Below are 23,405 nucleotides of genomic sequence, written 5' to 3' on the forward strand. Positions count from 1 at the left end.
TTGAATTTTTATACTTAAAAATCAACATGTTTTATCAGGAGAACCAGATTGATTAATAATCCGCAACAATTGCCCGAACCACTGCAATTGCTGGTTAACCGCTCACTTCATCTCTGTGAACTTATGCTTCCTCACTGCAGCGCGTTGTATCCTTTTGCTGCAATTTATGAAGATGGCCGCGTCGGCTGCCTGTTTGCAGACGACCGTTGCCACGGCGAAAATGAAAGTTACCTTATCGAACAGCTTCAATGGCGAATCATCGATACCACCACTGACACCGACAGCTACAGTGTGCTGGTATATGCCGCTACCGTTACCACAGACAGACACAAACAACTCAACGCCATTGCCATCAATGCCGGTCATCCAAACGGCGATGAAACTATGCTACTGTATCCCTACTTCCGGGTCGGGAAAAAGATTGTAGTATCCCCGCCAATTCCGGGCTGAAAAATTGCTGGTTACCGGCTAACTTTGCTTGCCAAAAAGTTGATGTCTGCTAGCATTCAGCGCAAATTTACCTAACGTCACGGGAAATAAAAATATGTCTCGCTTTTTAATTATTGGTGCTGGCGGTGTTGCCGCTGTAACAGTGAAAAAATGTGCCCGCCTGCCAGAATATTTTGATGAAATTTATCTGGCCAGCCGTACTGTATCCAAGTGCGAAGCCCTGCAAAAAGAAGTCGGAGCTGATCGCGTAAAAGCGGTTTATGCCGTTGATGCAGACAATGCTGCTGAAGTTGAAAAACTGATTAACGAAGTAAAGCCTGACTTGCTGATCAATCTGGCACTGCCGTATCAGGACCTGCCAATCATGGACGCGTGTCTGGCAACCAAGACAGATTACCTGGATACTGCGAACTACGAACCCAAAGACGAAGCTAAATTCGAATACAGCTGGCAATGGGCCTATCAGGATAAGTTCAAAGATGCCGGCATTATGGCGTTGTTAGGCTCAGGATTTGATCCGGGCGTAACGAACGTATACACCGCTTACGCTGCAAAACACTACTTTGACGAAATCCATTATCTGGATATTGTTGACTGTAACGGCGGCGACCACGGTCAGGCATTCGCGACTAACTTTAACCCTGAAATTAATATCCGTGAAATCACTCAGCGCGGCCGTTTCTGGGAAAATGGCGAATGGAAAGAAACCGATCCGTTGAGCGTACGTGAAGATCTGGATTACCAGAACATTGGTGTCCGTGCATCTTACCTCATGTTCCACGAAGAGCTGGAGTCAATTGTTAAGCACTTCCCTACCCTGAAACGTGCCCGTTTCTGGATGACGTTCGGTGATGCTTACCTGAACCACCTGCGCGTACTTGAAGGTATCGGCATGACCAGCATTGAGCCTGTTGATTTCCAGGGTCAGAAAATTGTCCCTCTGGAGTTCCTGAAAGCCGTATTACCTAACCCGGGTTCACTGGCTGAAGGCTATACAGGTCAAACGTGTATCGGTACCTACATTACCGGTGTGAAAGACGGCAAAGAGAAAACTATCTTCATCTACAACAACTGTGACCATGCAGTCTGTAACGAAGAAGTGGGCGCTCAGGCCGTGTCTTACACCACTGGTGTACCGGCAATGATTGGCGCAATGATGATGCTGCAAAACAAGTGGAAAGCACCAGGCGTATGGAACATGGAGCAATTTGATCCGGATCCGTTCATGGAGCAGCTGAACATTCACGGTTTACCGTGGCATGTTATTGAGTGTGACGAAAGTCCGTTCAAACGTTAATTGGAGACAACAGGTTGACTGATTTAACACAGCGAAATGATATTCCTTCTCCCTGTTATGTGCTGGAAGAGGAAAAGTTAATTCGTAATGTGACGTTGATGAAGCGTGTTCAGGATGAATCCGGCGTGCGTATTATTCTTGCGCTCAAAGGGTTCTCCATGTGGTCCAGCTTTGACATCATCAAACCTTACCTGCACGGTGCAACAGCAAGCTCAGTATGGGAAGCTAAACTGGCCGCGGAGATGGGCAAAGAAGTCCATGCATACTCTCCGGCTTACAAGCAGGCTGATATTGCTGAGCTGAAAAATCTGGTCAACCATATCTCGTTTAACAGCATCAATCAGTGGCATACCCACCGTGAAGCGCTGGGCGGCATATCCATGGGATTACGTATCAATCCTGAACATCAGGAAGCTGATACCCCGTTATATGACCCGGCTGCCCCCGGCTCCCGCCTGGGGATCCGTGCTTCTGAGCTTGAAGGTGTGGATTTAACAGGTATTGAAGGTTTTCATTGTCACAACCTGTGTGAGTGTGATTCCTTCGCCACTGAGCGCACATTGAAGGCCATTGAAGCACGGTTCGCTAAATGGCTGCCATCACTGAAATGGCTCAATCTGGGCGGTGGTCACCTGATGACCCGTGCCGGTTATGATGTTGAGCATTTAATTGCAACGCTGAAAGACTTCAAAGCACGTTATCCTCACCTCGATGTGATTATGGAACCGGGTTCTGCCGTTGCCTGGCAGACCGGACCATTGATCGCCGAAGTAGTCGATATTGTTGAGAATGAAGGCAAAATTGCCATTCTTGATATTTCCGCCACTGCACACATGCCGGACGTTCTTGAAATGCCTTACCGTCCTGCCATTTTGGGTGCCGGTGAGCCGGGCGAAAAAGCTCACGACTACCGTTTAGGCGGCAACTCCTGTCTGGCCGGTGATGTGATTGACACCTATTCCTTTGATAAACCGCTGGGAATTGGTGACCGTTTGCAGTTTGAAGACATGATCCACTATACCATGGTGAAAACCACTTTCTTCAACGGCGTTGAGCATCCGGGGATTGGTATTCTGCGGTCAGACGGAACCTTTGATCTGATCCGTCAGTTCAGCTACGAAGATTTTAAAGGCCGTTTGTCTTAAAACGCGCCGGTAATAAACGAAAAGACTGCCTTGAGAAATCAGCAGTCTTTTTTTATGCCTGCAAGCTGAACTCCGCCGGCGGGCTCACAGCAGGAAATCCGTGACGCCCTGGTGAAAAAGAACGAAGGTTAGATAACACAGCTACCGCGGCAGATACCGGTGTGGCTGACGCGGTCGTCCAGCAGCAATTCTCCGTCCAGCAGAATCTTAAACTCCGTCCCTTCCGGAGCACTGATACTGTACTCAAGCCCGTACATGTGCTCTTCGTGCACATGGATCTTCGCTTCTTTATGCGGGTAAATCAGATCATAAACACCGTCATCATTACGCTCGGCCACTACGTCGAGCATCCATGTTCCCTTGTTGATTTCGATAGACAACGTCTTTTCAATCATGGTCGCTCCTGTTTTCCTTTTTTACTGTGCAGATTTGTATCCACATGCATGAACTGCGGATCAATAATCTTTATCCGTGATGGGTGTTTCTCCGTTTTCCGGTTATTCCCCATCCATCTCCAGACCAGCCTGATACAGCGCATTCTTTTTAAGGTTATAGTGTTCCGCAACAATGGCTGCCGCTTTTTTCAAAGGCAACAACGGCTTAAGTGACGCCAGTAGTGATAATGCTTCCGGCGGCAACGCTTTTTGTTGAGCAGCCGCCGGGCTGATCATCAGTACAAATTCCCCTTTCTGACGCACCGGGTCTTCCTGCAGCCACTCAATCACCTTCTTTGCTGCACCATCAACGTAAGTCTCAAAGGTTTTGGTCAACTCCTTTGCCAGCACAATATGACGGTGTTCGCCAAGGGTCTCACAAACATCCTGTACAGTATCCAGTACCCGTCTTGGCGCCTCGTAATACACCGTTGTGAATGTCCGTTCGCTCAACCCTTCCAGTACTTGTTTACGCGGTCCGGTTTTGGGTGGCAAAAAGCCTTCGAACATAAATTTATCGGTGGGCAAACCGGATGCACTCAGCGCGGTTATCGCGGCACACGGGCCGGGCAATGCCACAACAGGGATCCCCTCTTCACGGCAACGGCGAACCAGTATAAACCCGGGGTCACTGATAAGAGGCGTACCGGCATCACTGACCAGAGCAACAGCTTCCCCGTCTTTTAAACGCTGGCATAACAGGGCAGTGCGTTTATCTTCATTATGCTCATGCAAAGACAGTGTGCGTGTATTTACGGAAAAGTGCTGTAACAGTTTATGAGTATGCCGGGTATCTTCTGCTGCAATCCAGTCCACTTCCGACAAAACGGTTAATGCCCGGGGTGAAATATCATCCAGGTTGCCAATCGGAGTGGGAACAATATAGAGCGTTGCAGGTTCAGACATAGTGTTATCTCATACAAAATAAAAAGCGCAGGTAACTGACATTAGCGGCAGCGCTGAAACCGGCGCAGCGGATGCGTAGCCCGCCGGTCAGCCTGGCAGGAGCTGTTGTATCCGGATTGTAGCATGACGAAGGGACAGTTTATCGCTGCAAACATAGATTTTCTGTGTGTTTTCGTTACACTGACGTGGTTTCTCATCAGAAGGAATTTTCGGTGAATTTGTCTGCAGGTTGCCTCCGCTTCTCACAACTCACTCTCATTGCCAGCGCGTTAGTACTCGCCGGTTGTGGCAGTACACCTAAAACCGTGCAATCCCGCGCGCCGGTTGAATCAAACACTCAGGTATCTGTAGTGAACATAGATGACTCTCCGGAGTCGCTGATTAAGAAAGCGCGGTCTGCATGGGAGAACAACCATGATGCCATTCAGCGAAACCGCTATCTGCTTGATGCCGCAGACCTGTACCTGCAAGAAAATGAAAGCACTAAAGCACAGGCAATACTGCTGTTATTAAAAGAAGATGGCGTAGCAGAAGAAAACCGCCTTCGTTTGAATTTCCTGATTGCAACTTTGTATAACGGCGATGACGCTGCCAGCGACGACGAATTACTGTCACTGCTGTCTCCTCTTGCTACGATTGGTGATCTGAAGCGCCGCCAGCAGGCGCTGCGTGCAACGATACTTGAGCGCAAGCATGACTGGACAGGAGCGGCAGAAGCGTATGCAGAATCACTGGAACCTTCTGTACAAAGTGTGGAGAAAATCTGGGCACTGGTTAACCATGCCACACCGTCTCAGCGACAACAGGCTCAGGCATCCTCAGCCACACTCCGGCCTTACCTTGCTCTGTATGACCTGGCAGCAACAGAAGGTTTGTCTCCGGCAGGCTTAAGCCGCGCACTGGTTCAGTTCAATCAGGTTTATCGCGGACATCCGGTCAGTGAGTATATGCCCGCCAGTGTCGTTGCCGGTGCGGAATTACGTACAGAGCCCCCCCGTGAAGTAGCCGTATTATTGCCTTTAAGCGGTAAACTTGGCGCAACGGGCACAACAATTAAAGAAGGTTTGCTTTCTGCTTATTACGACCAGGCCAGTGCTCTGCGCGCAGGTGAACAGCCGGTATCTCTGAACTTTATTGATACACAGAACAAAACAGCGGATGAATTGCTTAGCGCAATACATGGCTACAAATGGGTGATTGGGCCGCTATTGAAGGAAAATGTCGAAGGTATTATGCACCGTATCCCTGCCGGCACCCACCTGCTTGCCCTTAACCGCGCCGACGCGGTAGCTGCCGGAGATAACCTGCAAGGTTTAACAGGCAATACGTTGACGTCAGATGTCCCTTCGCTGGCAGACATCACTGAACAGGCCGGGAATGCCCTTAATCTTCAGCCCGCAGCCACCTCTCAGCAAGCTTTCTTCGCCCTTGCGCCGGAAGATGAAGCAACCCAGCTGGCTGATTATATTTACCAGAACGGATTTAAAACGCCTATCGTCGTTTCTGCTCAGAACAGCATCAATCAACGTATGGAGACTGCGTTCACTACCCGCTGGCAGGAATTAAATGGCAATAAAGCACAGGGAAAACAGGTTAAATTAACCACCGTGCAATTTACCGACAGCAATAGCCTGCGTGAAGGCATTACTCAGTCGCTGGACGTGGCTCAAAGTCACGACAGAATTAAGCAGATTGAGTACATGGTTAACGAAAAACTGTACAACGTGCCCCGCAACCGCCGGGACGTAGATGCCATCATTGTTTTTGCATCGCCTGAGCAGACTGAATTGCTGAACCCCATGGTAGAAGCCAGCCTGAGCCCTTTCAACGGGCAGACAGTGCCGGTTTTCGCCACCTCCCGTTCTATTGAGTATGATGACACCAAAAACCAGTGGCGTGATTTGCAGAATGTACGCTTCCTGGACATGCCCTGGATGTTGCCACAGCATCAGTGGCAAACCTTGCAAAGCCGCTCAGAAACCCTCTGGCCACAGCGTTCAACGCAAATGTCCAGGCTGTTCGCCTTCGGTGTAGACGCTTATAATCTGCTTCCTCACATGCCATCCATGATGGCCTTACCGCAAACCCAATTGTCCGGATTAACCGGTACACTCAGCATTAACAGTCAGGGCGATGTTGTACGTACACTGCCCCAGGCAGTGATCAGCAACGAAGCGGTGCAAATGCTCTCCTCCGGAAAGGCTGCCGCACCGGGACGCTGATATTATGGCCACCGCCAGAGATACCGGTTTACGGGCTGAGCAAACAGCCCGCAGCTACCTCGAAGGACAGGGCCTGCTTTTTTTGTGCTCAAATTACACTGCGAAAACCGGCGAACTGGATCTGGTGATGCGGGAAAATGACACCCTGGTCTGTATTGAAGTAAAGTATCGTGATGACGACGGCTACGGCAGCGCTGCAGAGTTTGTTACGCCTTCAAAGCTCAGAAAAGTCAAACGCACCTTTGAACATTATTTACTGTCATGTGGTCTTAACCCGATACACACACTCGCGAGAGTGGATGTGGTAGCATTAGATGGTGATAAGTTACAATGGCTTAAGAATGTGTGAAAACCGTGAGTTGCTCGCAGAACGTGAACGCCCGCGGACGATCAGTGAAATACTATGATAGAAAAAATAAAAGAAAATTTTACCGAGAGTATTCAAACCAAGATTTCTGCTATCGAGGTATTACCGGAAGCTATTGGTAAAGCCGCGTATATGATGGTTGATGCGCTGATCAGAGGAAATAAAATTCTGAGTTGTGGCAACGGCGGCTCGGCCAGCGAAGCACAACGCTTTTCATCGGAAATGCTTAACCGGTTTGAAAGGGATCGTCCCAGCCTGCCGGCCATCGCACTGAATACCGATACCTCAACCATGACCTCCATCGCTAATGACGCCAGTTATGATGAAGTGTTTGCCCGTCAGGTACGTGCACTCGGTCAACCGGGTGATATCCTGCTGGCCATCAGCAGCAGTGGCAATTCAAGAAACATCATTGCAGCCGTGGAAGCCGCACTTTCCCGTGATATGACTATCGTCGCACTGACCGGAAAAGATGGCGGTGAAATGGCCGGATTCCTCAGTGAACATGATGTTGAAATCAGGGTGCCGTCTAACAGAACGGCGCGAATTCAGGAAGTTCATCTACTTGTGATTCACAATTTATGTGAATGTATAGATGATATATTATTCCCTGCAGATCACGGAGACGAACATTAATGTGGTGTAGTACAAGGAAGGCAGCATCCGCTCTGGTTATATTTTCTCTGCTCAGCAGCGTTCAGGGCTGCGCAGTGGTGGCCGTCGGCGCAGCCGGCGCGTTGACAGCTAAAGTCGCCAATGATCGGCGAACAGTCGGTACCCAGTTGGACGACCAGACCGCAGAAGGTCAGGTGTCCTATCAGTGGTCCAAAAGTGAAGCGCTGAAGAAAGGGGCAAATCTTCAGGTCGATATTTACAACGGTGTCGCCCTCATCACAGGACAGGCTCCCAGTCAGATCCTCATCGATGAAGCTATAGCCGGTGTGGAGAAAGTAGAGTACGTCAAAAAAGTACACAACCAAATCCGCCAGGCAATGCCCATTGACGCCTCGACACAGGCCAACGATATCTGGCTGGCATCAAAAGTAAAAACTAAGCTGGTGGCCGACGAGCGGGTTCCTTCTTTGCAGGTCAGAGTGATTGTTCAGAACAGCGAAGTGTTTTTAATGGGCAGAGTCACTAATCAGGAAGGCACCTATGCGGTCGACATTGCCCGTAACGTGAATGGTGTTACACGGGTCATCCGCGCCTTCGAGATCATGTAAGCGTCAGCTTATCCGGGTCGGATACAGACAAATAAAAAATGCTGGCACTGCCAGCATTTTTTATGAGTAGTCGTTTATTAAGTTACTTATTATCCGGTTTATTGATTTCCGGCTTTAGCTTCCGGGCCAGATAATTTTTAACTTATTTTGTCCGCTGCGCGGATTAACTGTTTACCACTTCCTTAACAAAGGCACTCAGCGCTTCGTCCTGACTGTTACTGAAGAAACATTCCTGGAACTGCGCACCGCCGGTTGCCGTTTTCAGTAAATCTTCAGGTAAGGCTGCCAGAGCTTCAAGGATTGGCTTGTTTGTCGCCGCCTTCACATCATTCAGAATAATGGCATTGGCATTCTGTGATTCACGACGCTCCGGTGGATAACCCAGCCCCGTTTCACCGGTAAACGCTTTTTCAAACATATAGCGCACATTCAGTTCTGCACCCCAGCCAAAACCTTTAGCAAAAGGCAATGCCAGCGCGTTACCGTTATTAATCTGGGCAAACAGATAGGCATCCGCAGGATCAATACAATAGCCACAAACAACACCCGGCCAGGCGTTCAGTGACATCAGCGCGCCCTGCCCTGTACCGCAGCCTGAAATAACAAAATCAACCGCTTTGCTGTTCAGCAATAAAGCGGAAATAATACCCAGATGGATATAAGTCAGACGGTGGTCGTTATCATCTTTCATTCCCACATTGAACACTTCGTGACCCTGCTCAGCAGCCACAGACTCAAGTTGTTCAAGTACAACGGCGTTTTTTGACGCCTGACTAAATTCATTCATTAATGCAATACGCATGGAAAATCTCCAAACAAAGTTATGGCGGAAATGGTGGCGATAATTCCCGCCAAAGTAAACGCCTGGCGGTGTGTTTCGCCGTTTCGTTTCATATATGGAAAAATCCTCTCAAAGGTCATCCTGTCAGCAATGTCGGCGTCTTATGAAATAACATGTACAATAGCGTTTCTGCGGATTCAGAGCGCCTCCCGGGCCATTCTTTTGAATGTCATTGCACCAGAGCGAAATTGACATGGCCGCAGACGCACAAAAGGTGAATAATGGATAAATACCTGATCCCCAGCGTAACTCACGCCTGCCAGATCTTTCGCATACTTGCAGCTTCTTCACAGGGCATGACCATGCACGACATTGAACAGCAGCTCGATTTACCGCGCACGACGCTGTTCCGGTTGCTGCGTACCCTTTGCCATGAGCAGATGCTGGAGAAAAAAGGAAAAATTTACCGCTGCGGAAATGAACTGACACGCCTTGGTTTACATATGATCAATGCAGACCATATGCATCAGCTTGCAATCCCGCACATTCAGCGGCTTGCACTGAAAAGTGGTCATACTGCACACCTTGCAGTACCCAATAACGGTAAAGTGCTTATCGTGGAAGTCGTCGACAGCCCGAACCCGCTGATGGTATCGAAACGTCCCGGCGGACAGGCTCAGATGCACTGTTCGTCCACCGGCAAGGTGTTTCTGGCCTTTTTGTACAGAGAAAACCTGGATTTATACATTGCAGAGCATCCGCTGGAACGACATACCGCTTACACGATAACAGACAAAGCCAGCCTGGAAGCGGAACTTCAGCGCATTACGGCTCTCGGCTACGCCGTCGACGAACGGGAGCTGAATGAAAATGTGCGTTGTCTGGCGGTGCCGGTGCGGGACAACCGCGGTATTGTCGTGGCAGCAGTGGGGATCACGGCTCCGGCAGTGACTTTCAGTCAGGCATCAGTCCCTGAAGTCGCAGAGTTTACGAAAGAAGCTGCCCGTGGTATCTACAGAGATGCTTATCAATTGCGTCGTCAGAACGACGGCTGACCGAAAATTTAAACGGAAATAATGAGTAAATTTGACCGCAAAACAGCAACCGCATTACTGGTTGCCGCCACACTGTTTATGGAAATTCTTGACGCAACGGTGATCAGTACAGCACTGCCCATCATTGCTGCCGACTTCAATGTTGCTGCCGCCCATTTATCCGTGGGCATATCAGCCTATCTGGTTGCCGTGACGGTTTTCATTCCCATCAGCGGCTGGGCAGCTGACCGGCTGGGTCCCAAAACGGTTTTTTGTGCGGCAATCTGTGTATTCGTGATTGCTTCGGTACTCTGTGCCATCAGTACAAACCTGTATACTTTCACCGGAGCCCGAATTTTGCAGGGACTCGGCGGAGCCATGATGGTGCCCGTAGGCCGGCTTGTTGTATTACGGGCGTTACCGAAAAATCAGATTGTAAGAGGTATGGCAATTCTTACCTGGCCTGCCCTCGCTGCCCCCCTCATCGGCCCGGTGCTGGGCGGATGGATAGCACAGACATTCAGCTGGCACTGGATATTTTTAATGAATGTCCCCCTTGGCATCATCGCCCTGACCATAGGCATGGTATTGATTGAAAATCATAAAAGTGAGCCGCAGCGCTTCGACGTCACGGGATTTCTTTTAAGCGGGATTGGTTTCGGCCTGTTTATGGCGGGACTGGAATCTTTCAGCGGCCGGCCTGACTCTCTGCTGGTGCCCGGCCTTCTGACCTCCTGCGGACTCGTTTTATTAATTCTCACCTTCAGACACATGGCTGTTTCACCCGGCCCGCTGTTTTCACTGAAGGCGATGTCTGTAGCCACCTTCAGAATAACTGTAATCGGCGGTTCAGCAATCCGGATTGGCTTATCCAGCGCACCGTTTCTTATTCCCCTGATGCTCCAACTGGCGCTGGGTTTCACACCGGTGGAAGCCGGTACGCTGCTGCTCTGGTTGTTTGCAGGTAACCTGGCCATCAAGCCGGCAACAACCTGGGTCATGAATACATTCGGATTCCGCACTGTACTGTTGGCCAACACTGTATTTATTGCCGCCGGATTCGCCGCTATCGCACTGTTTGATGCTTCCACTCCGTCATGGTTAATGGCGCTGGTACTGTTTATCAGCGGTATGAACCGCTCAATGCACCTCACCGTCCTGAATACCATCAGCTTCGCGGATATTCCGCAGAATGAAATGCGGGATGCCAATACCTTAGGTGCTGTACTCATGCAGATGACACGTGGTCTGGGTATCACCACCGGCGCCCTCGCCCTTGCACTGGCCACCGTGATCACCGGCTCCTCAACGGAAAATCCGTCGGTATTTGATTTCAGCCTGACCTTTTACATGATGGCCGCAGTCTCTTTACTTGCGCTCATAGACAGCGCAAAACTACCTGCTAACGCAGGTGATGCTATTTTAAATAAGCGGGCCGCAAAGGTGTCATAACGTTTGAATGAACAATGAAGCGGAAGTGCGGCTTCTCAACATCAGAGGAAATACATGCTGCTCAATACAGAAAGCGATGAACTGACAGAAGATAATTGCGGTCTGCTAATTGTAGACATACAGGGTAAGCTTGCCCGACAGGTCCACGACAGTGAGCAGTGCATAACGACGACTGAAAAGTTGATCCGCTGCTGTACAGCGTTATCGCTGCCCGTCATCGTGCTGGAACAGAACCCGCAGGGTCTCGGCGAAACAATCCCTCAGTTAAAGCAGCATCTTCATGCCTTTCCATTGATTGAGAAATACCACTTCAGCGGCTTTGCAGAACCGGCTCTGAAGTCTGAACTGGCAAAAAGCAAAATGAAAAACTGGCTGGTTGCCGGTATTGAAGCCCATGTTTGTGTGTATCAAACGGTAATGGATATGACCGCTGCAGGCTATCAGATTCACCTTGTTACCGATTGTGTGTCATCACGCAAGCAGGCAGATCGTGATTTGGCCATCAATAATATGCACAACGCCGGCGTCCGGCTCACCAGTTTTGAAATGATCGTGTTCAGGTTAATGAAAACCTGTCATCACCCCGCCTTCAAAACTGTGCTGAACATACTGAAATAGCTCCCCTTCTTCTTCAGAAATATCGTTGACCGCAGGATCTGCAGAGTTACGTCTGCTCAATAAGATTGTCGACAATCTACCGCCTTTTGGTTGACTATCTCTTCAAAACCGCCTACATTGTCGACACTTTAGACATATTTATTGTGACTGACAGGTTTATGGAACTCGCTTTTGAAAGCCCCGTTACACAGGCGGATCGCACGTTTATCAAGCTTCGCAACGACATTGTTGAAGGAGTCATTCCGTCGGGTTCCAAGTTAAGTGAAACGGAATTGTCGACAAAATATGATGTCAGCCGGGCCATTATCCGTGAAGCAATAAACCGTCTTACCGCCAGCCATCTCGTAGAACGCAAGGCCAATGTCGGCGCACGGGTCGTTACTCTCACTCCGCAAGGTTTAATAGAGCTGTATCAGGTGCGCGAAGCACTTGAAGGCATGGCGGCGCGGCTGGCAGCACAGAATATGTCAGATCAGGACATTAACGCGCTGCAAGGCCTGCTCAACGATCATTTTGACGAGGTAAAAGGCGGCGAGTCTTATTATCAGGAAGCCGGCGATGTGGACTTTCATTACCGCATTGTTCTGGGCAGCAAAAACACCCATCTTATTACCGTTTTAATTGACGGTATTTATCATCTGGTGCGCATGTACCGCGTGCAGTTTGGTATGGCCGGTCCCCGCGTCACCACCGCTTACGACGAACATCGTCACGTTGTTCAGGCCATTGCCAACCGTGACGGCGAGCTGGCTGAAATGCTCATGCGCAGACACATTTTGTATTCGAAAAATAATATCGAACGCAAGTTACTTATCACATCACAGAGTTAACCGGAGAACAGTTCATGCACAGTGCAGGCAAGAAATTCCGTCAGGCGTTAGCTGACAACAAGCCGTTGCAAATTGTCGGTACCATCAACGCGTACACCGCCATGATGGCAAAACAAATTGGTCATCAGGCAATTTATCTGTCCGGTGGCGGCGTAGCCAATGCTTCTTACGGCCTGCCGGATCTCGGTATGACGTCGTTAAACGATGTGCTCGTTGATGTGCAGCGCATTACCTCAGCCTGCGATTTACCCCTGATGGTCGATATCGACACCGGTTGGGGCGGCGCTTTTAATATTGCTAAAACCATTCGCGATATGGAAAAGGCCGGTGCAGCGGCGGTGCATATGGAAGACCAGGTGGCGCAGAAACGTTGTGGTCACCGCCCTAACAAAGAAATCGTGTCCACAGAGGAAATGGTCGACCGGATCAAATCGGCGGTTGATGCCCGCACCGATCCTGACTTTTTCATTATGGCCCGTACAGATGCCTTCGCACAGGAAGGGCTGGAAAAAGCCATTGAACGGGCAAAAGCGTATGTTGCTGCAGGTGCTGACGGTATTTTCGCAGAAGCCATTCAAACCGAAGCCCACTACCGCGCGTTTGCTGAGGCGCTGGATGTGCCCATTCTTGCCAATATCACCGAATTTGGCAAAACCGAATTATGGAATAAAGCCCAGCTCGGAGAATGGGGTGCAGACATGGTGCTGTATCCTTTAAGTGCTTTCCGGGCAATGAATAAAGCCGCTGAACGGGTTTATCAAAGCATTCTCACCGACGGCGACCAGAAGGCAGTTGTCGATACCATGCAAACCCGCATGGAGCTGTACGACTATCTGGGATATCACGATTACGAGCAAAAACTCGACGCGCTGTTTTCAAAGTCAAAGGCGTAATACGGCGAAATTAATAACACACCACATTTGACCCTACACACGATGAAAATCGGGAGACAAGATCATGGCTAAAGAATTAAGCGGCGCCGGACTTCGCGGACAAGTTGCAGGCAAAACGGCACTTTCCACCGTTGGTCAGTCAGGCTCAGGACTGACGTATCGCGGATATGATGTGAAAGACCTGGCAAATCATTGTCAGTTTGAAGAAGTCGCCCATCTTATTTTGAAAGGAAAATTACCGGACTCCGGCGAACTGGCAGCTTACAAAGCAAAACTGAAAAGCCAGCGCGGGTTGCCACAAGCGCTTAAAGAAGTCCTTGAACGCATCCCGAAAGATGCCCATCCGATGGATGTGTTGCGCACCGGTTGTTCGGTACTGGGTAACCTTGAAATGGAACAGGATTTTTCTGAGCAGGATGCAGTCACCGACCGCATGCTGGCTTGTTTCCCAAGTATCATTTGTTACTGGTACCGCTTCAGTCACGATGGCGTACGCATTGATACCGAACTTGATGATGACTCCATCGGCGCTCACTTCTTACACATGCTGCATGGTGAAAAGCCCCGTGAACTTCACGAACAGGTTATGCATGTTTCCCTGATCCTTTACGCCGAACATGAATTCAACGCTTCCACCTTTACCGCCAGAGTGTGTGCATCCACGTTATCAGACATGCACTCTTGTATTACCGGTGCAATCGGTTCATTGCGTGGCCCGCTTCACGGCGGCGCAAATGAAGCAGCCATGGAGATGATCGAAGGTTTCACCTCGGCGGACGATGCTGAAGAACAGATGATGGGTAAGCTTGCCCGCAAAGAGAAGATCATGGGCTTCGGTCATGCCATTTACCGTGAATCCGATCCGCGCAACGAAATCATCAAAGGCTGGTCAGAAAAACTGGCTGAAGACGTTGGTGATAAAGTGCTTTATCCGGTGTCTGTGCGCTGTGAAGAAGTGATGTGGCGTGAAAAGAAACTGTTCTGTAATGCCGATTTCTTCCATGCCTCTGCCTATAACTTTATGGGGATCCCGACGAAGTTATTCACCCCTATTTTCGTTATGTCCAGGCTCACCGGCTGGGCTGCCCACGTGATGGAGCAGCGGGCGGATAACCGCATCATCCGTCCGTCTGCCGAATATACCGGCGAAGAATTACGTCCCGTTACCCCCATCGAACAACGCTGATGCGCTGCGGGCGGGCCGCCACAGCCCGCCATTGCCTGCCGGAGAAGACCGATTATGAATATGGACTATCGCAAACCCTTTTTAAACACCGGGTTAGATTTTTACGATACCCGTGAAGCTGTAAACAGCATAAAAGCAGGGGCTTATGAAAAGCTGCCGTACACGTCCAGAGTGCTGGCGGAAAACCTGGTAAGAAAATGCCAGCCCGAACACCTCACTGCTTCACTGGAGCAGTTAATTTATCGCAAGCGCGACCTCGACTTTCCCTGGTTCCCCTCCCGCGTAGTTTGCCACGACATTCTGGGCCAGACCGCACTGGTCGATTTAGCCGGATTGCGGGACGCGATTGCAGAGAAAGGCGGCGATCCGTCTAAAGTGAACCCCGTCGTACCGACTCAACTGATTGTCGACCATTCACTGGCTGTAGAACACGCAGGCTTTGAAGCAGATGCCTTTGAAAAAAATCGTGAAGTAGAAGACCGCCGTAACGACGATCGCTTTCACTTTATTAACTGGACCAAAACGGCGTTTAAAAACGTGGATGTGATTGGCCCGGGTAACGGCATCATGCACCAGATCAATCTGGAAAAAATGTCTCCTGTGATCCACGCCAGAGACGGCGTTGCCTTTCCTGATACCCTGGTCGGTACAGACAGTCACACCCCGCATGTTGACGCACTTGGGGTGATAGCCGTGGGTGTAGGCGGTCTGGAAGCAGAAAGTGTCATGCTGGGCCGCGCTTCCTATATGCGCCTGCCTGACATTGTCGGCGTAGAATTAACCGGCAAACCACAGCCCGGTATTACCGCCACCGATATCGTTCTGGCGCTTACTGAATTCCTGCGTAAAGAGCGTGTTGTATCTGCTTATCTTGAATTCTACGGCGAAGGCGCGTCGGCGCTGACCGTGGGCGACCGCGCAACGATTTCAAACATGACGCCGGAATACGGCGCCACAGCTGCCATGTTTTATATTGATGAGCAAACCATCGACTACCTGAAACTGACCGGTCGTGAAGACAAACAGGTTGAACTGGTTGAGTCTTACGCGAAAGCCACCGGCCTTTGGGCTGATGACCTGATGACAGCGGAATATGAGCGGGTACTGACCTTTGACTTGTCCGGAGTCGGCAGAAATATGGCCGGCCCGTCTAATCCTCATGCAAGGCTGGCGACGGCAGACCTGGCAAGCAAAGGCATTGCCGCTCATGTTGAACAGGAAAATGGCAAAATGCCGGATGGCGCAGTCATTATCGCGGCTATCACTTCGTGTACTAATACCAGCAACCCCCGCAATGTTATTGCCGCCGGATTGCTGGCCCGCAATGCCAATGCCAGAGGACTGATCAGAAAGCCCTGGGTAAAAAGCTCGCTGGCGCCGGGCTCTAAAACAGTAAAGCTTTATCTGGAAGAAGCCGGCCTTTTATCTGAACTGGAACAGTTGGGCTTTGGTGTTGTCGCATTCGCCTGTACCACCTGTAACGGCATGAGCGGTGCCCTCGATCCGAAGATTCAGGAAGAAATTATTAAGCGTGATTTATATTCCACTGCTGTCTTGTCAGGAAACCGGAACTTTGACGGCCGCATTCACCCCTATGCCAAACAGGCCTTTTTAGCCTCTCCGCCGCTGGTTGTGGCCTATGCCATCGCCGGTACAGTGCGGTTCGATATCGAAAAAGATGTGCTGGGTACGGACAGTGACGGTAACCCTGTCACGCTGAAAGATATCTGGCCTTCAGATGAAGAAATTGATGCCATTGTCGCCAGTGCGGTTAAGCCAGAGCAGTTCAGACAAGTGTACGAGCCCATGTTCGATCTGAAAGTCGACTATGGCAAGGATTTGGATCCGCTTTACAAATGGCGTCCGAAGAGCACCTATATTCGCCGCCCCCCCTACTGGGAAGGTGCGCTGGCAGCAGAGCGTACAATGAAAGGCATGCGTCCCCTTGCCGTGCTGGGCGATAACATTACCACTGACCATTTATCACCTTCAAACGCCATACTGGCGTCAAGTGCCGCCGGTGAATATTTGTCGAAAATGGGCGTACCGGAAGAGGATTACAATTCCTACGCCACCCACCGGGGTGACCATTTAACCGCCCAGCGGGCTACGTTGGCGAACCCGAAGTTGTTTAATGAAATGGTAACGGAAAACGGTGACGTGGTTCAGGGCTCACTGGCGCGCATCGAACCGGAAGGTAAAGTGGTACGCATGTGGGAAGCCATTGAGACCTACATGAACCGCAAGCAGCCTTTGATCATTGTAGCGGGTGCTGATTACGGTCAGGGATCATCCCGTGACTGGGCAGCAAAAGGCGTCAGGCTTGCTGGTGTGGAAGTGATTGTGGCAGAAGGCTTTGAGCGCATACACCGCACCAATCTGATTGGTATGGGTGTATTACCGCTGGAATTCCAGCCGGGCACAACACGCAAAACCCTGCATATCGACGGTACTGAAACCTTCGATGTAGAGGGGGATATTTCACCCGGCGCCACTTTGACGCTAATCATCCATCGCGCCGGCGGCGAAACGGACAAAGCAGAAGTGAAATGCCGTTTAGACACCGCTGAGGAAGTGTCCATTTATTCCGCTGGCGGTGTGTTGCAGCGCTTTGCTCAGGATTTCCTGGAATCTGAAAACACCTGACCAGAGTGGTTCAGACTGGCCTGCGTGCCAGCCAGTCTGACAAACACCCCGCATCATCTAACAAGAGAAAAGAGCCATGACTTTCGCCCCACAAATTAAAATTCCGGCAACCTACATTCGCGGCGGTACCAGCAAAGGCGTGTTTTTCAAACTCACCGATTTGCCCGAAGCCGCACAGCAACCCGGCCCGGTAAGAGACGCGTTATTGCTGCGGGTCATTGGCAGCCCGGACCCGTACGGTAAACAAACGGACGGCATGGGCGGTGCAACGTCAAGTACCAGCAAGACCGTTATCCTGTCTAAAAGTGAACGGGAAGGATTTGATGTGGACTACCTGTTCGGACAAGTGGCTATTGATAAGCCTTTTGTGGACTGGTCAGGAAATTGCGGCAACCTCACCGCCGCGGTGGGCGCATTTGCCATTAGCAACGGGTTGGTTGATAAGGACTCAATACCACACAATGGTATCGTCACCGTGAAAATCTGGCAGGTGAATATTGGTAAAGGCATCATTGCAAAAGTGTCCGTGACCAACGGTGAGGTACAGGAAACCGGTGACTTTGAACTGGATGGCGTAACCTTTCCGGCGGCAGAAGTAGAAATCGCTTTTGTGGACCCTGCGGATGATGATGGCGCGATGTTTCCTACCGGTAATGTGGTTGATGATCTCCACGTCCCGGGTGTTGGCACGCTCAGAGCAACGATGATCAATGCCGGTATTCCCACCATTTTCATTGATGCAGAAAGTTGCGGCTACAGCGGCACAGAGTTACAGGATGCCATTAACAGTGATGAAAAAGCGCTGGCAATGTTCGAAACTATCCGGGCTCACGGCGCAATGAAAATGGGCCTCATCGGTCATATTGATGAAGCGGCCACGCGCCAGCACACGCCGAAAGTCGCGTTTGTCAGCCCGCCTGCAGATTATACGGCATCCAGCGGGAAGCACATAGCGAAGCAGGATATTGACCTGAATGTCCGGGCCTTATCCATGGGTAAGTTACATCATGCCATGATGGGTACTGCTGCAGTGTCCATTGCTACTGCCGCCTGTATTCCCGGCACACTGGTGAATGAAGCAGCCGGTGGCGGGGAACGTAGTCAGGTGGTATTCGGCCATCCCTCCGGCACACTGAAAGTCGGCGCACAGGCTGAATATCATCACGCCCAGTGGCAGGTAAAAAAGGTAATAATGAGCCGCAGCGCAAGGGTACTGATGGAAGGATGGGTGCGGGTTCCCGCTGACGTTCTGACACCCTGAAGGCAGTTTAAAAACCTGAGTGCCAAAAAACCGGCGAAAAAACAGGCACACTATTTGTAATAGGGACTTCAAAGGACGCCGTTCAGAGCGTCCGTTGTCAATAACACATTGAAGGTAAGAGGTCCTTATGCAGGCATTACTCGTTGAAGATGATTACGTATCATCAGCTGCACTGTTTACCGCACGCAAGTATGCATTAGCCGGTCATTTACGCCGCCACAATGGCGCAACCTTTATCCACCACCCGCGGGAACTGGCGGTGCTGTTAAGTAAGCTGCCCCATAACCGGGAAATGCTGGCTGCGGCCTGGCTGACACGCTCCATGCAGGACGACTACGCAGACAGTGATGAAGTTGAGATGTGTTTTGGTCAGAAGGTTGCGGACATGGTATCTGCCATGCGCAGTTTCAATTTGCCGGACAGCGGCGCGCCCGAAACCCTGGCACAAACGAATTTCCCGGCGATTCAGGCCGCTCCTGCCCTTTTACAAACTATGGCACTCGCTGACATGTTTGTGCTGGCACAAACGGTTACCGAGTTTGAATCCGGCATGTTGCCCGAGTTTAGCCAGTGGCTTGCCCGGCATTTACCACTATTTCCGCAAGCCAGTAGCGCATTAATACAAATGGTAGAACGATGGCTGGTTAACCAGCCTGCCTCTCCGGTTGCATTGCATCAGGTGAGTTAGCCAGTCTGAACAGCACATCACCTGGCAACCTATTGATTTCCTGTATATAACTTGTATTACAGGACATTTGTCCTGTTCTGTTTGTACCTTTCGGGATATCTGTGAAGAATGGAAACCACACAGATATCCGGACAAGAACAATGAAAAAACATGCCCTTGCTATAGCAATGACAGCCGCTCTGCTGAGTGGTTGTGCTGCAACTTCCTCTTCTCAAAACAATACTGAATCAACACCTTACACGTTAAAAAGCGGCGGTGAGATCGCCCCGTATCAAAAGGGATTGTCGGTTAGCCACGCCAGACTCAATTTTTCCTTCGACTTTACGAACGAAGTGTTATTTGGTGATACCACACTCACGCTTAACTCAGACAACCCGCAAACACATCTTTCTGTGGATTTAGATACCCGCTTCACCATCACTTCGGTGTGGTTAAATGGAAAACCACTTACCACAGACGCATACCGTAACGAACAAGGTGAGCTGATCGTTGAAAATAGTACGGTTATCACCTATCCCGCGACGCTGCGGATTGTGTATCAGGGACATCCCCGTACACCGGTACGGGCCCCCTGGGACGGCGGCGTCATGTGGGAACAAACACCTGATGGCGAACCATGGTTAGCGACAGCGGTACAGGGTGAAGGCTGTGATCTGTTCTGGCCTTGTATTGATCAGCCATTTGGTGAACCGGCTACAGCAGATATTTTCATTACCGTGCCCGACAATCTCGTTGCTGCAGCCAATGGCGTGCTGACAGACACAACAGAGAACGGTGACAGTAAAACCTGGCACTGGCATACCAGGTCGATGCATAACACCTACGGTATCGCACTGAATATCGCTCCCTACGAAATACTCGAAGACAATTTCACCAGTATCTATGGCAATACTATTCCGCTGGTGTATTACCACTTAAAAGGCAACGACGATAAAGCGCGGGCATTATTTAATGAGCTTCCCGGCATGATCACGTTCTTCGAACGGATGATTGGTCCCTATCCGTTTGCAGATGAAAAGGCCGGCATTGTGCAAACCCCTCATCTTGGCATGGAGCACCAGACCATTAACGCTTATGGTAATGACTACAAAAAAGATGAAACCGGCTACGATTGGTTAATGCAGCACGAGTTTTCTCACGAATGGTTCGGCAACCAGCTCACCAATGACAACTGGGATCACATGTGGCTGCACGAAGGGTTAGGTTCATACATGCAACCTCTGTATGCCCAATACCTCAATGGTGACCTGTCTTATTTTGCGCTGCTGAACAACCAGCGTAAAGGCCTCATTAATGAGTACCCCATCGTAAACAACAAACTGATGTCGGAAGAAGACGTTTATGAAAGCGGGCCCGCCGGCGACATTTACGCGAAAGGCTCACTGATTATGCATACACTGCGTTATCTGATTGGTGACGAGGCTTTTTTCAGGGCAGTTACCACCACAGTATATGGCCGTCCTGATCCTGCTCCGGGGAACTTCAAGCCGGTATTTGCAGATACACAGACCTTCATCGACAATATCAATGCGGCAACTGACACCAATATGGACTGGTTCTTTGATGTTTATTTATATCACGCCCCGCTTCCTGAGCTGATCACTACCCGCGACGACAACGGCGTCACCTTTACGTGGAAGACTGAAAATGACTTACCGTTTCCTATGCCTCTCGACGTCAGCATCGACGGAAAAGTGATAACTATCGATATGGTAAAGACCCGTCGTGTACCGGCGCATCCGAAAGATACCGTTATTGCCGATCCACACAGTAAAGTGCTGCGTTACGAACAACGCTATGAAGATTTTAAAGCGTGGAAAGCAGAGCAGGCAGAAAAAGAGGAAACGAAATAGAGCTGGTGCTACATCCAGGAGCGGCGGCCTGATTCGGCATGCCACAGCGCTTTGTCAGCCAGCGCTGTGGCAACCGCATAAGGAATGTATGGTATGGTGATACTGCCGCTTGCCAGAATAAAGTGCACATTGGCCAGCCCTCTGCGCTGCATCAGCACACTCTGAGTCAGTGCCACCTGCTGAACCTTAAAAAGTGCAAAACTGTAGCGGTCAATCCCTGCCATACCTTTTCTGATATAACAGTAAGTATCATCGCAGGCGAATCCCCATCGCCGCCAGCGCAAATAAATACCTGCACAGGCGAGCATAAAAGCCGGAATGGTGATAAGGAAAATGTGCCAGCCTTCACGGGCATAGCCCATTGCCGACACCAGCGCACAGGCAGGCAGAGCCAGCGTCAGGATCCAGCGACTGATAAAGCGGGTGCTGATCCTGCTATAGCCTGTTTGATACACCTTGTTATCCGGCATTGCATCTGTAGCCAGAGCCTGTGCCTCAGCAAGGGTGACGGACGGCACCAGCATCTTATGAGTCGCATGTAATTCCTGCTCCTGTTTGTCACCGGTCTTATTCTGCTCAAAAAAGAAATTGGCACGCTTGAGCAGATAATCCAGCCAGTCCTGCCTGACAGAAATCATTTGTATACGGGACTCACGCATACTGACTTCCTGCAAACTGAACAGTCCTGAACGACGGATATACCGGTCCGATGTGCGGGTGAGCGTGTAGTTATAATACGTGATCACCGACCCCGCTACCGACACCATGGCCATCACACTGAGGATCAGCAGCATGGTGGAAATGACATATAAACCTACCTGCCACCAGAGTACTTGCTGATCAGCGAAGAGTGCATCCATGGATAACCCGAGATCATCCACAAAGTCGTAAACAAAACCGGATATCTCGTCATAAAAAGGCGTCAGTGCACCAAGCAGGATCCACACCCTGTTATTGGTCAGTCCGTGAATGATGAGATCGGAAAGGCTGCGGCGGTTGATCACCTTCTCATCATCCGCTAGTGATGACGTCGCGGTGTCAACTGCCTCTGGCGTCTTATCCTCTGTGGTCCCGGCCTGATGCTGTCTGCCGGAGATCAACACCGCCTGACGGAGCTGCTGCGCATAATCCCGTTCTACGGCAACAATTTTAGCTTCCTCTCCGGATGAACCTGCTGTATCCAGCACCACCACGGTGTAATGGGTAAGCCTGTAGTAAAAAGGTTGTTCAATTTTTACATTCTGAATGCGCCAGAACGGCAGATTAATATTGCGACGCCTGAATAGTCCGCTACGTATTTCAATGTGTTCGTTGCGGATGCGGTACTGATAAAACCAGTAACTCACAACGCCACTGACAATCGTTGCCAGAAAGATGGCCACCATGACGGGTATAAACCAGAACGACTGCTGATAGTCAAAGCTGCTGGCAGACCAGGCAAGTACAGAAAGCACCACAATAAACTGGCGGATAAAACTGAGAACATTGGAGACAATGAAATAGATCACCGCTACCGGTGCCAGTCTGCGCCAGTTAACGCCGGTGGAGACAGCGGCTTCCTGTTGTGACAGCATCAGCGCGCTCCCACATCCTTGTGATCAAGAATGAACTGGCGAATTTTCTGTGCCTGAGCCACGGGCAGGCCCGGGATTTCAAAGGTATGCCCTGCTCCACCGGCAGAAAAGACCTGCAAAGTTGCCAGTCCGGCCAGCCTTTCCAGCGGCCCGCGCTTGAGCTCTATGTGCTGTATACGAAGTACCGGCTGGCAGGTGATGCTGCGGAATATCAGTCCCTTGTGAACAGATAAATCCTGCTCTCTGAGTGAGAACTGCAACAACGGATCAGCAAGCCAGTGATAAACACTCAGCAGCCCCCACAAGGCTAAAAGACCTGTCGTTACGAAAGGCCAGGCAAACAGCAGACCTTCCGGTAATGTGACAAAAGGCTGAAAGCGGATGAAGTTTACGACCACCAGAAGGGTGATGAAGATAGCCGCCGCGATAGCAAGATTCAGTGTTCTGTAGCGCGGCGACAAAGGCTCATAAACCAGCGTGTCCAGAGACGGCAGCTGGTCTGCAGAGACAACCGTATTTGAAAAGGCTTCACCTTCCGTGGTCAT

Annotated in this window: 22 protein-coding genes; 17 read left to right on the forward strand and 5 right to left on the reverse strand. The window is 50.4% G+C overall.

Annotated elements, in window-relative coordinates:
- The first annotated feature begins 48 nt into the window (after positions 1–48).
- From AC4PME_RS00410 to nspC, 3 genes are all read left to right on the forward strand, one after another.
- Positions 49–450 (forward strand): hypothetical protein, encoded by a 402-nt coding sequence (locus AC4PME_RS00410; RefSeq protein ID WP_119502260.1) that lies wholly within the window; start codon positions 49–51, stop codon positions 448–450.
- 94 nt (positions 451–544) lie between these two features.
- Positions 545–1,747 carry a saccharopine dehydrogenase family protein gene (locus AC4PME_RS00415; RefSeq protein ID WP_491044554.1) on the forward strand — a complete coding sequence of 401 codons (1,203 nt, stop codon included), beginning with the start codon at positions 545–547 and terminating at the stop codon, positions 1,745–1,747.
- Positions 1,748–1,761: 14 nt separating this feature from the next.
- A complete protein-coding gene (nspC, locus tag AC4PME_RS00420; protein WP_491044553.1) occupies positions 1,762–2,892 on the forward strand; it encodes a carboxynorspermidine decarboxylase in 1,131 nt (376 codons plus the stop codon).
- Between the two features lie 128 nt (positions 2,893–3,020).
- Here nspC and AC4PME_RS00425 read toward each other — a convergent pair whose 3' ends face one another.
- A complete protein-coding gene (locus AC4PME_RS00425) occupies positions 3,021–3,287 on the reverse strand; it encodes a hypothetical protein (RefSeq protein WP_303572802.1) in 267 nt (88 codons plus the stop codon).
- A gap of 102 nt (positions 3,288–3,389) precedes the next feature.
- A complete protein-coding gene (rsmI, locus tag AC4PME_RS00430; RefSeq protein ID WP_491044552.1) occupies positions 3,390–4,232 on the reverse strand; it encodes a 16S rRNA (cytidine(1402)-2'-O)-methyltransferase in 843 nt (280 codons plus the stop codon).
- Positions 4,233–4,444: 212 nt separating this feature from the next.
- Between rsmI and AC4PME_RS00435 the strand changes: the two genes are divergently transcribed.
- The 4 genes from AC4PME_RS00435 to AC4PME_RS00450 are packed head-to-tail and all read left to right on the forward strand — an operon-like array spanning position 4,445 to position 8,044.
- Positions 4,445–6,454 (forward strand): penicillin-binding protein activator, encoded by a 2,010-nt coding sequence (locus AC4PME_RS00435; RefSeq protein WP_491044551.1) that lies wholly within the window; start codon positions 4,445–4,447, stop codon positions 6,452–6,454.
- Between the two features lie 4 nt (positions 6,455–6,458).
- The gene (locus tag AC4PME_RS00440) at positions 6,459–6,803 is read left to right on the forward strand and encodes a YraN family protein (protein WP_119502266.1); all 345 of its coding nucleotides are present in this window, start codon (positions 6,459–6,461) and stop codon (positions 6,801–6,803) included.
- A 54-nt stretch (positions 6,804–6,857) separates the two neighbouring features.
- Positions 6,858–7,457: a phosphoheptose isomerase gene (locus AC4PME_RS00445; protein ID WP_119502267.1), complete on the forward strand. Its 600-nt coding sequence runs from the start codon at positions 6,858–6,860 to the stop codon at positions 7,455–7,457.
- A complete protein-coding gene (locus tag AC4PME_RS00450) occupies positions 7,457–8,044 on the forward strand; it encodes a BON domain-containing protein (RefSeq protein ID WP_119502268.1) in 588 nt (195 codons plus the stop codon). Before AC4PME_RS00445 ends, AC4PME_RS00450 begins: the two co-directional genes overlap by 1 nt.
- A gap of 163 nt (positions 8,045–8,207) precedes the next feature.
- Here AC4PME_RS00450 and AC4PME_RS00455 read toward each other — a convergent pair whose 3' ends face one another.
- On the reverse strand, positions 8,208–8,846 hold the full coding sequence (locus AC4PME_RS00455; RefSeq protein WP_119502269.1) for an RpiB/LacA/LacB family sugar-phosphate isomerase: 639 nt from the start codon (positions 8,844–8,846) through the stop codon (positions 8,208–8,210).
- A gap of 260 nt (positions 8,847–9,106) precedes the next feature.
- Here AC4PME_RS00455 and AC4PME_RS00460 point away from each other — a divergent pair, with 260 nt between their 5' ends.
- The 10 genes from AC4PME_RS00460 (at position 9,107) to AC4PME_RS00505 (ending at position 21,286) form a co-directional block, all read left to right on the forward strand.
- Positions 9,107–9,880 carry an IclR family transcriptional regulator gene (locus AC4PME_RS00460; protein WP_491044550.1) on the forward strand — a complete coding sequence of 258 codons (774 nt, stop codon included), beginning with the start codon at positions 9,107–9,109 and terminating at the stop codon, positions 9,878–9,880.
- 21 nt (positions 9,881–9,901) lie between these two features.
- Positions 9,902–11,311 (forward strand): MFS transporter, encoded by a 1,410-nt coding sequence (locus AC4PME_RS00465; RefSeq protein ID WP_491044549.1) that lies wholly within the window; start codon positions 9,902–9,904, stop codon positions 11,309–11,311.
- Positions 11,312–11,365: 54 nt separating this feature from the next.
- Entirely contained in the window at positions 11,366–11,929 is a 564-nt protein-coding gene (locus tag AC4PME_RS00470; protein WP_491044548.1) for a hydrolase, read from the forward strand.
- A 158-nt stretch (positions 11,930–12,087) separates the two neighbouring features.
- Positions 12,088–12,759 (forward strand): GntR family transcriptional regulator, encoded by a 672-nt coding sequence (locus tag AC4PME_RS00475; protein ID WP_119502272.1) that lies wholly within the window; start codon positions 12,088–12,090, stop codon positions 12,757–12,759.
- A gap of 14 nt (positions 12,760–12,773) precedes the next feature.
- Positions 12,774–13,652, forward strand: a complete 879-nt coding sequence (prpB, locus tag AC4PME_RS00480; RefSeq protein ID WP_119502273.1) for a methylisocitrate lyase — start codon at positions 12,774–12,776, stop codon at positions 13,650–13,652.
- A 64-nt stretch (positions 13,653–13,716) separates the two neighbouring features.
- Complete coding sequence (gene prpC / locus AC4PME_RS00485; protein ID WP_491044547.1) at positions 13,717–14,838, forward strand: bifunctional 2-methylcitrate synthase/citrate synthase; 1,122 nt, start codon at positions 13,717–13,719, stop codon at positions 14,836–14,838.
- A 54-nt stretch (positions 14,839–14,892) separates the two neighbouring features.
- On the forward strand, positions 14,893–17,484 hold the full coding sequence (acnD, locus tag AC4PME_RS00490; RefSeq protein ID WP_491044546.1) for a Fe/S-dependent 2-methylisocitrate dehydratase AcnD: 2,592 nt from the start codon (positions 14,893–14,895) through the stop codon (positions 17,482–17,484).
- Between the two features lie 76 nt (positions 17,485–17,560).
- The gene (prpF, locus tag AC4PME_RS00495) at positions 17,561–18,745 is read left to right on the forward strand and encodes a 2-methylaconitate cis-trans isomerase PrpF (RefSeq protein ID WP_491044545.1); all 1,185 of its coding nucleotides are present in this window, start codon (positions 17,561–17,563) and stop codon (positions 18,743–18,745) included.
- Positions 18,746–18,872: 127 nt separating this feature from the next.
- Positions 18,873–19,433 carry an HD domain-containing protein gene (locus tag AC4PME_RS00500; RefSeq protein WP_491044544.1) on the forward strand — a complete coding sequence of 187 codons (561 nt, stop codon included), beginning with the start codon at positions 18,873–18,875 and terminating at the stop codon, positions 19,431–19,433.
- A gap of 140 nt (positions 19,434–19,573) precedes the next feature.
- Entirely contained in the window at positions 19,574–21,286 is a 1,713-nt protein-coding gene (locus AC4PME_RS00505; RefSeq protein ID WP_119502278.1) for a M1 family metallopeptidase, read from the forward strand.
- A gap of 8 nt (positions 21,287–21,294) precedes the next feature.
- Here the strand turns inward: AC4PME_RS00505 and AC4PME_RS00510 are convergent, their stop codons facing one another.
- Complete coding sequence (locus AC4PME_RS00510; RefSeq protein WP_119502279.1) at positions 21,295–22,860, reverse strand: PH domain-containing protein; 1,566 nt, start codon at positions 22,858–22,860, stop codon at positions 21,295–21,297.
- Positions 22,860–23,405 carry a PH domain-containing protein gene (locus tag AC4PME_RS00515; RefSeq protein WP_119502280.1) on the reverse strand — a complete coding sequence of 182 codons (546 nt, stop codon included), beginning with the start codon at positions 23,403–23,405 and terminating at the stop codon, positions 22,860–22,862. Before AC4PME_RS00515 ends, AC4PME_RS00510 begins: the two co-directional genes overlap by 1 nt.

This window comes from Alteromonas sp. (genome assembly GCF_984505615.1).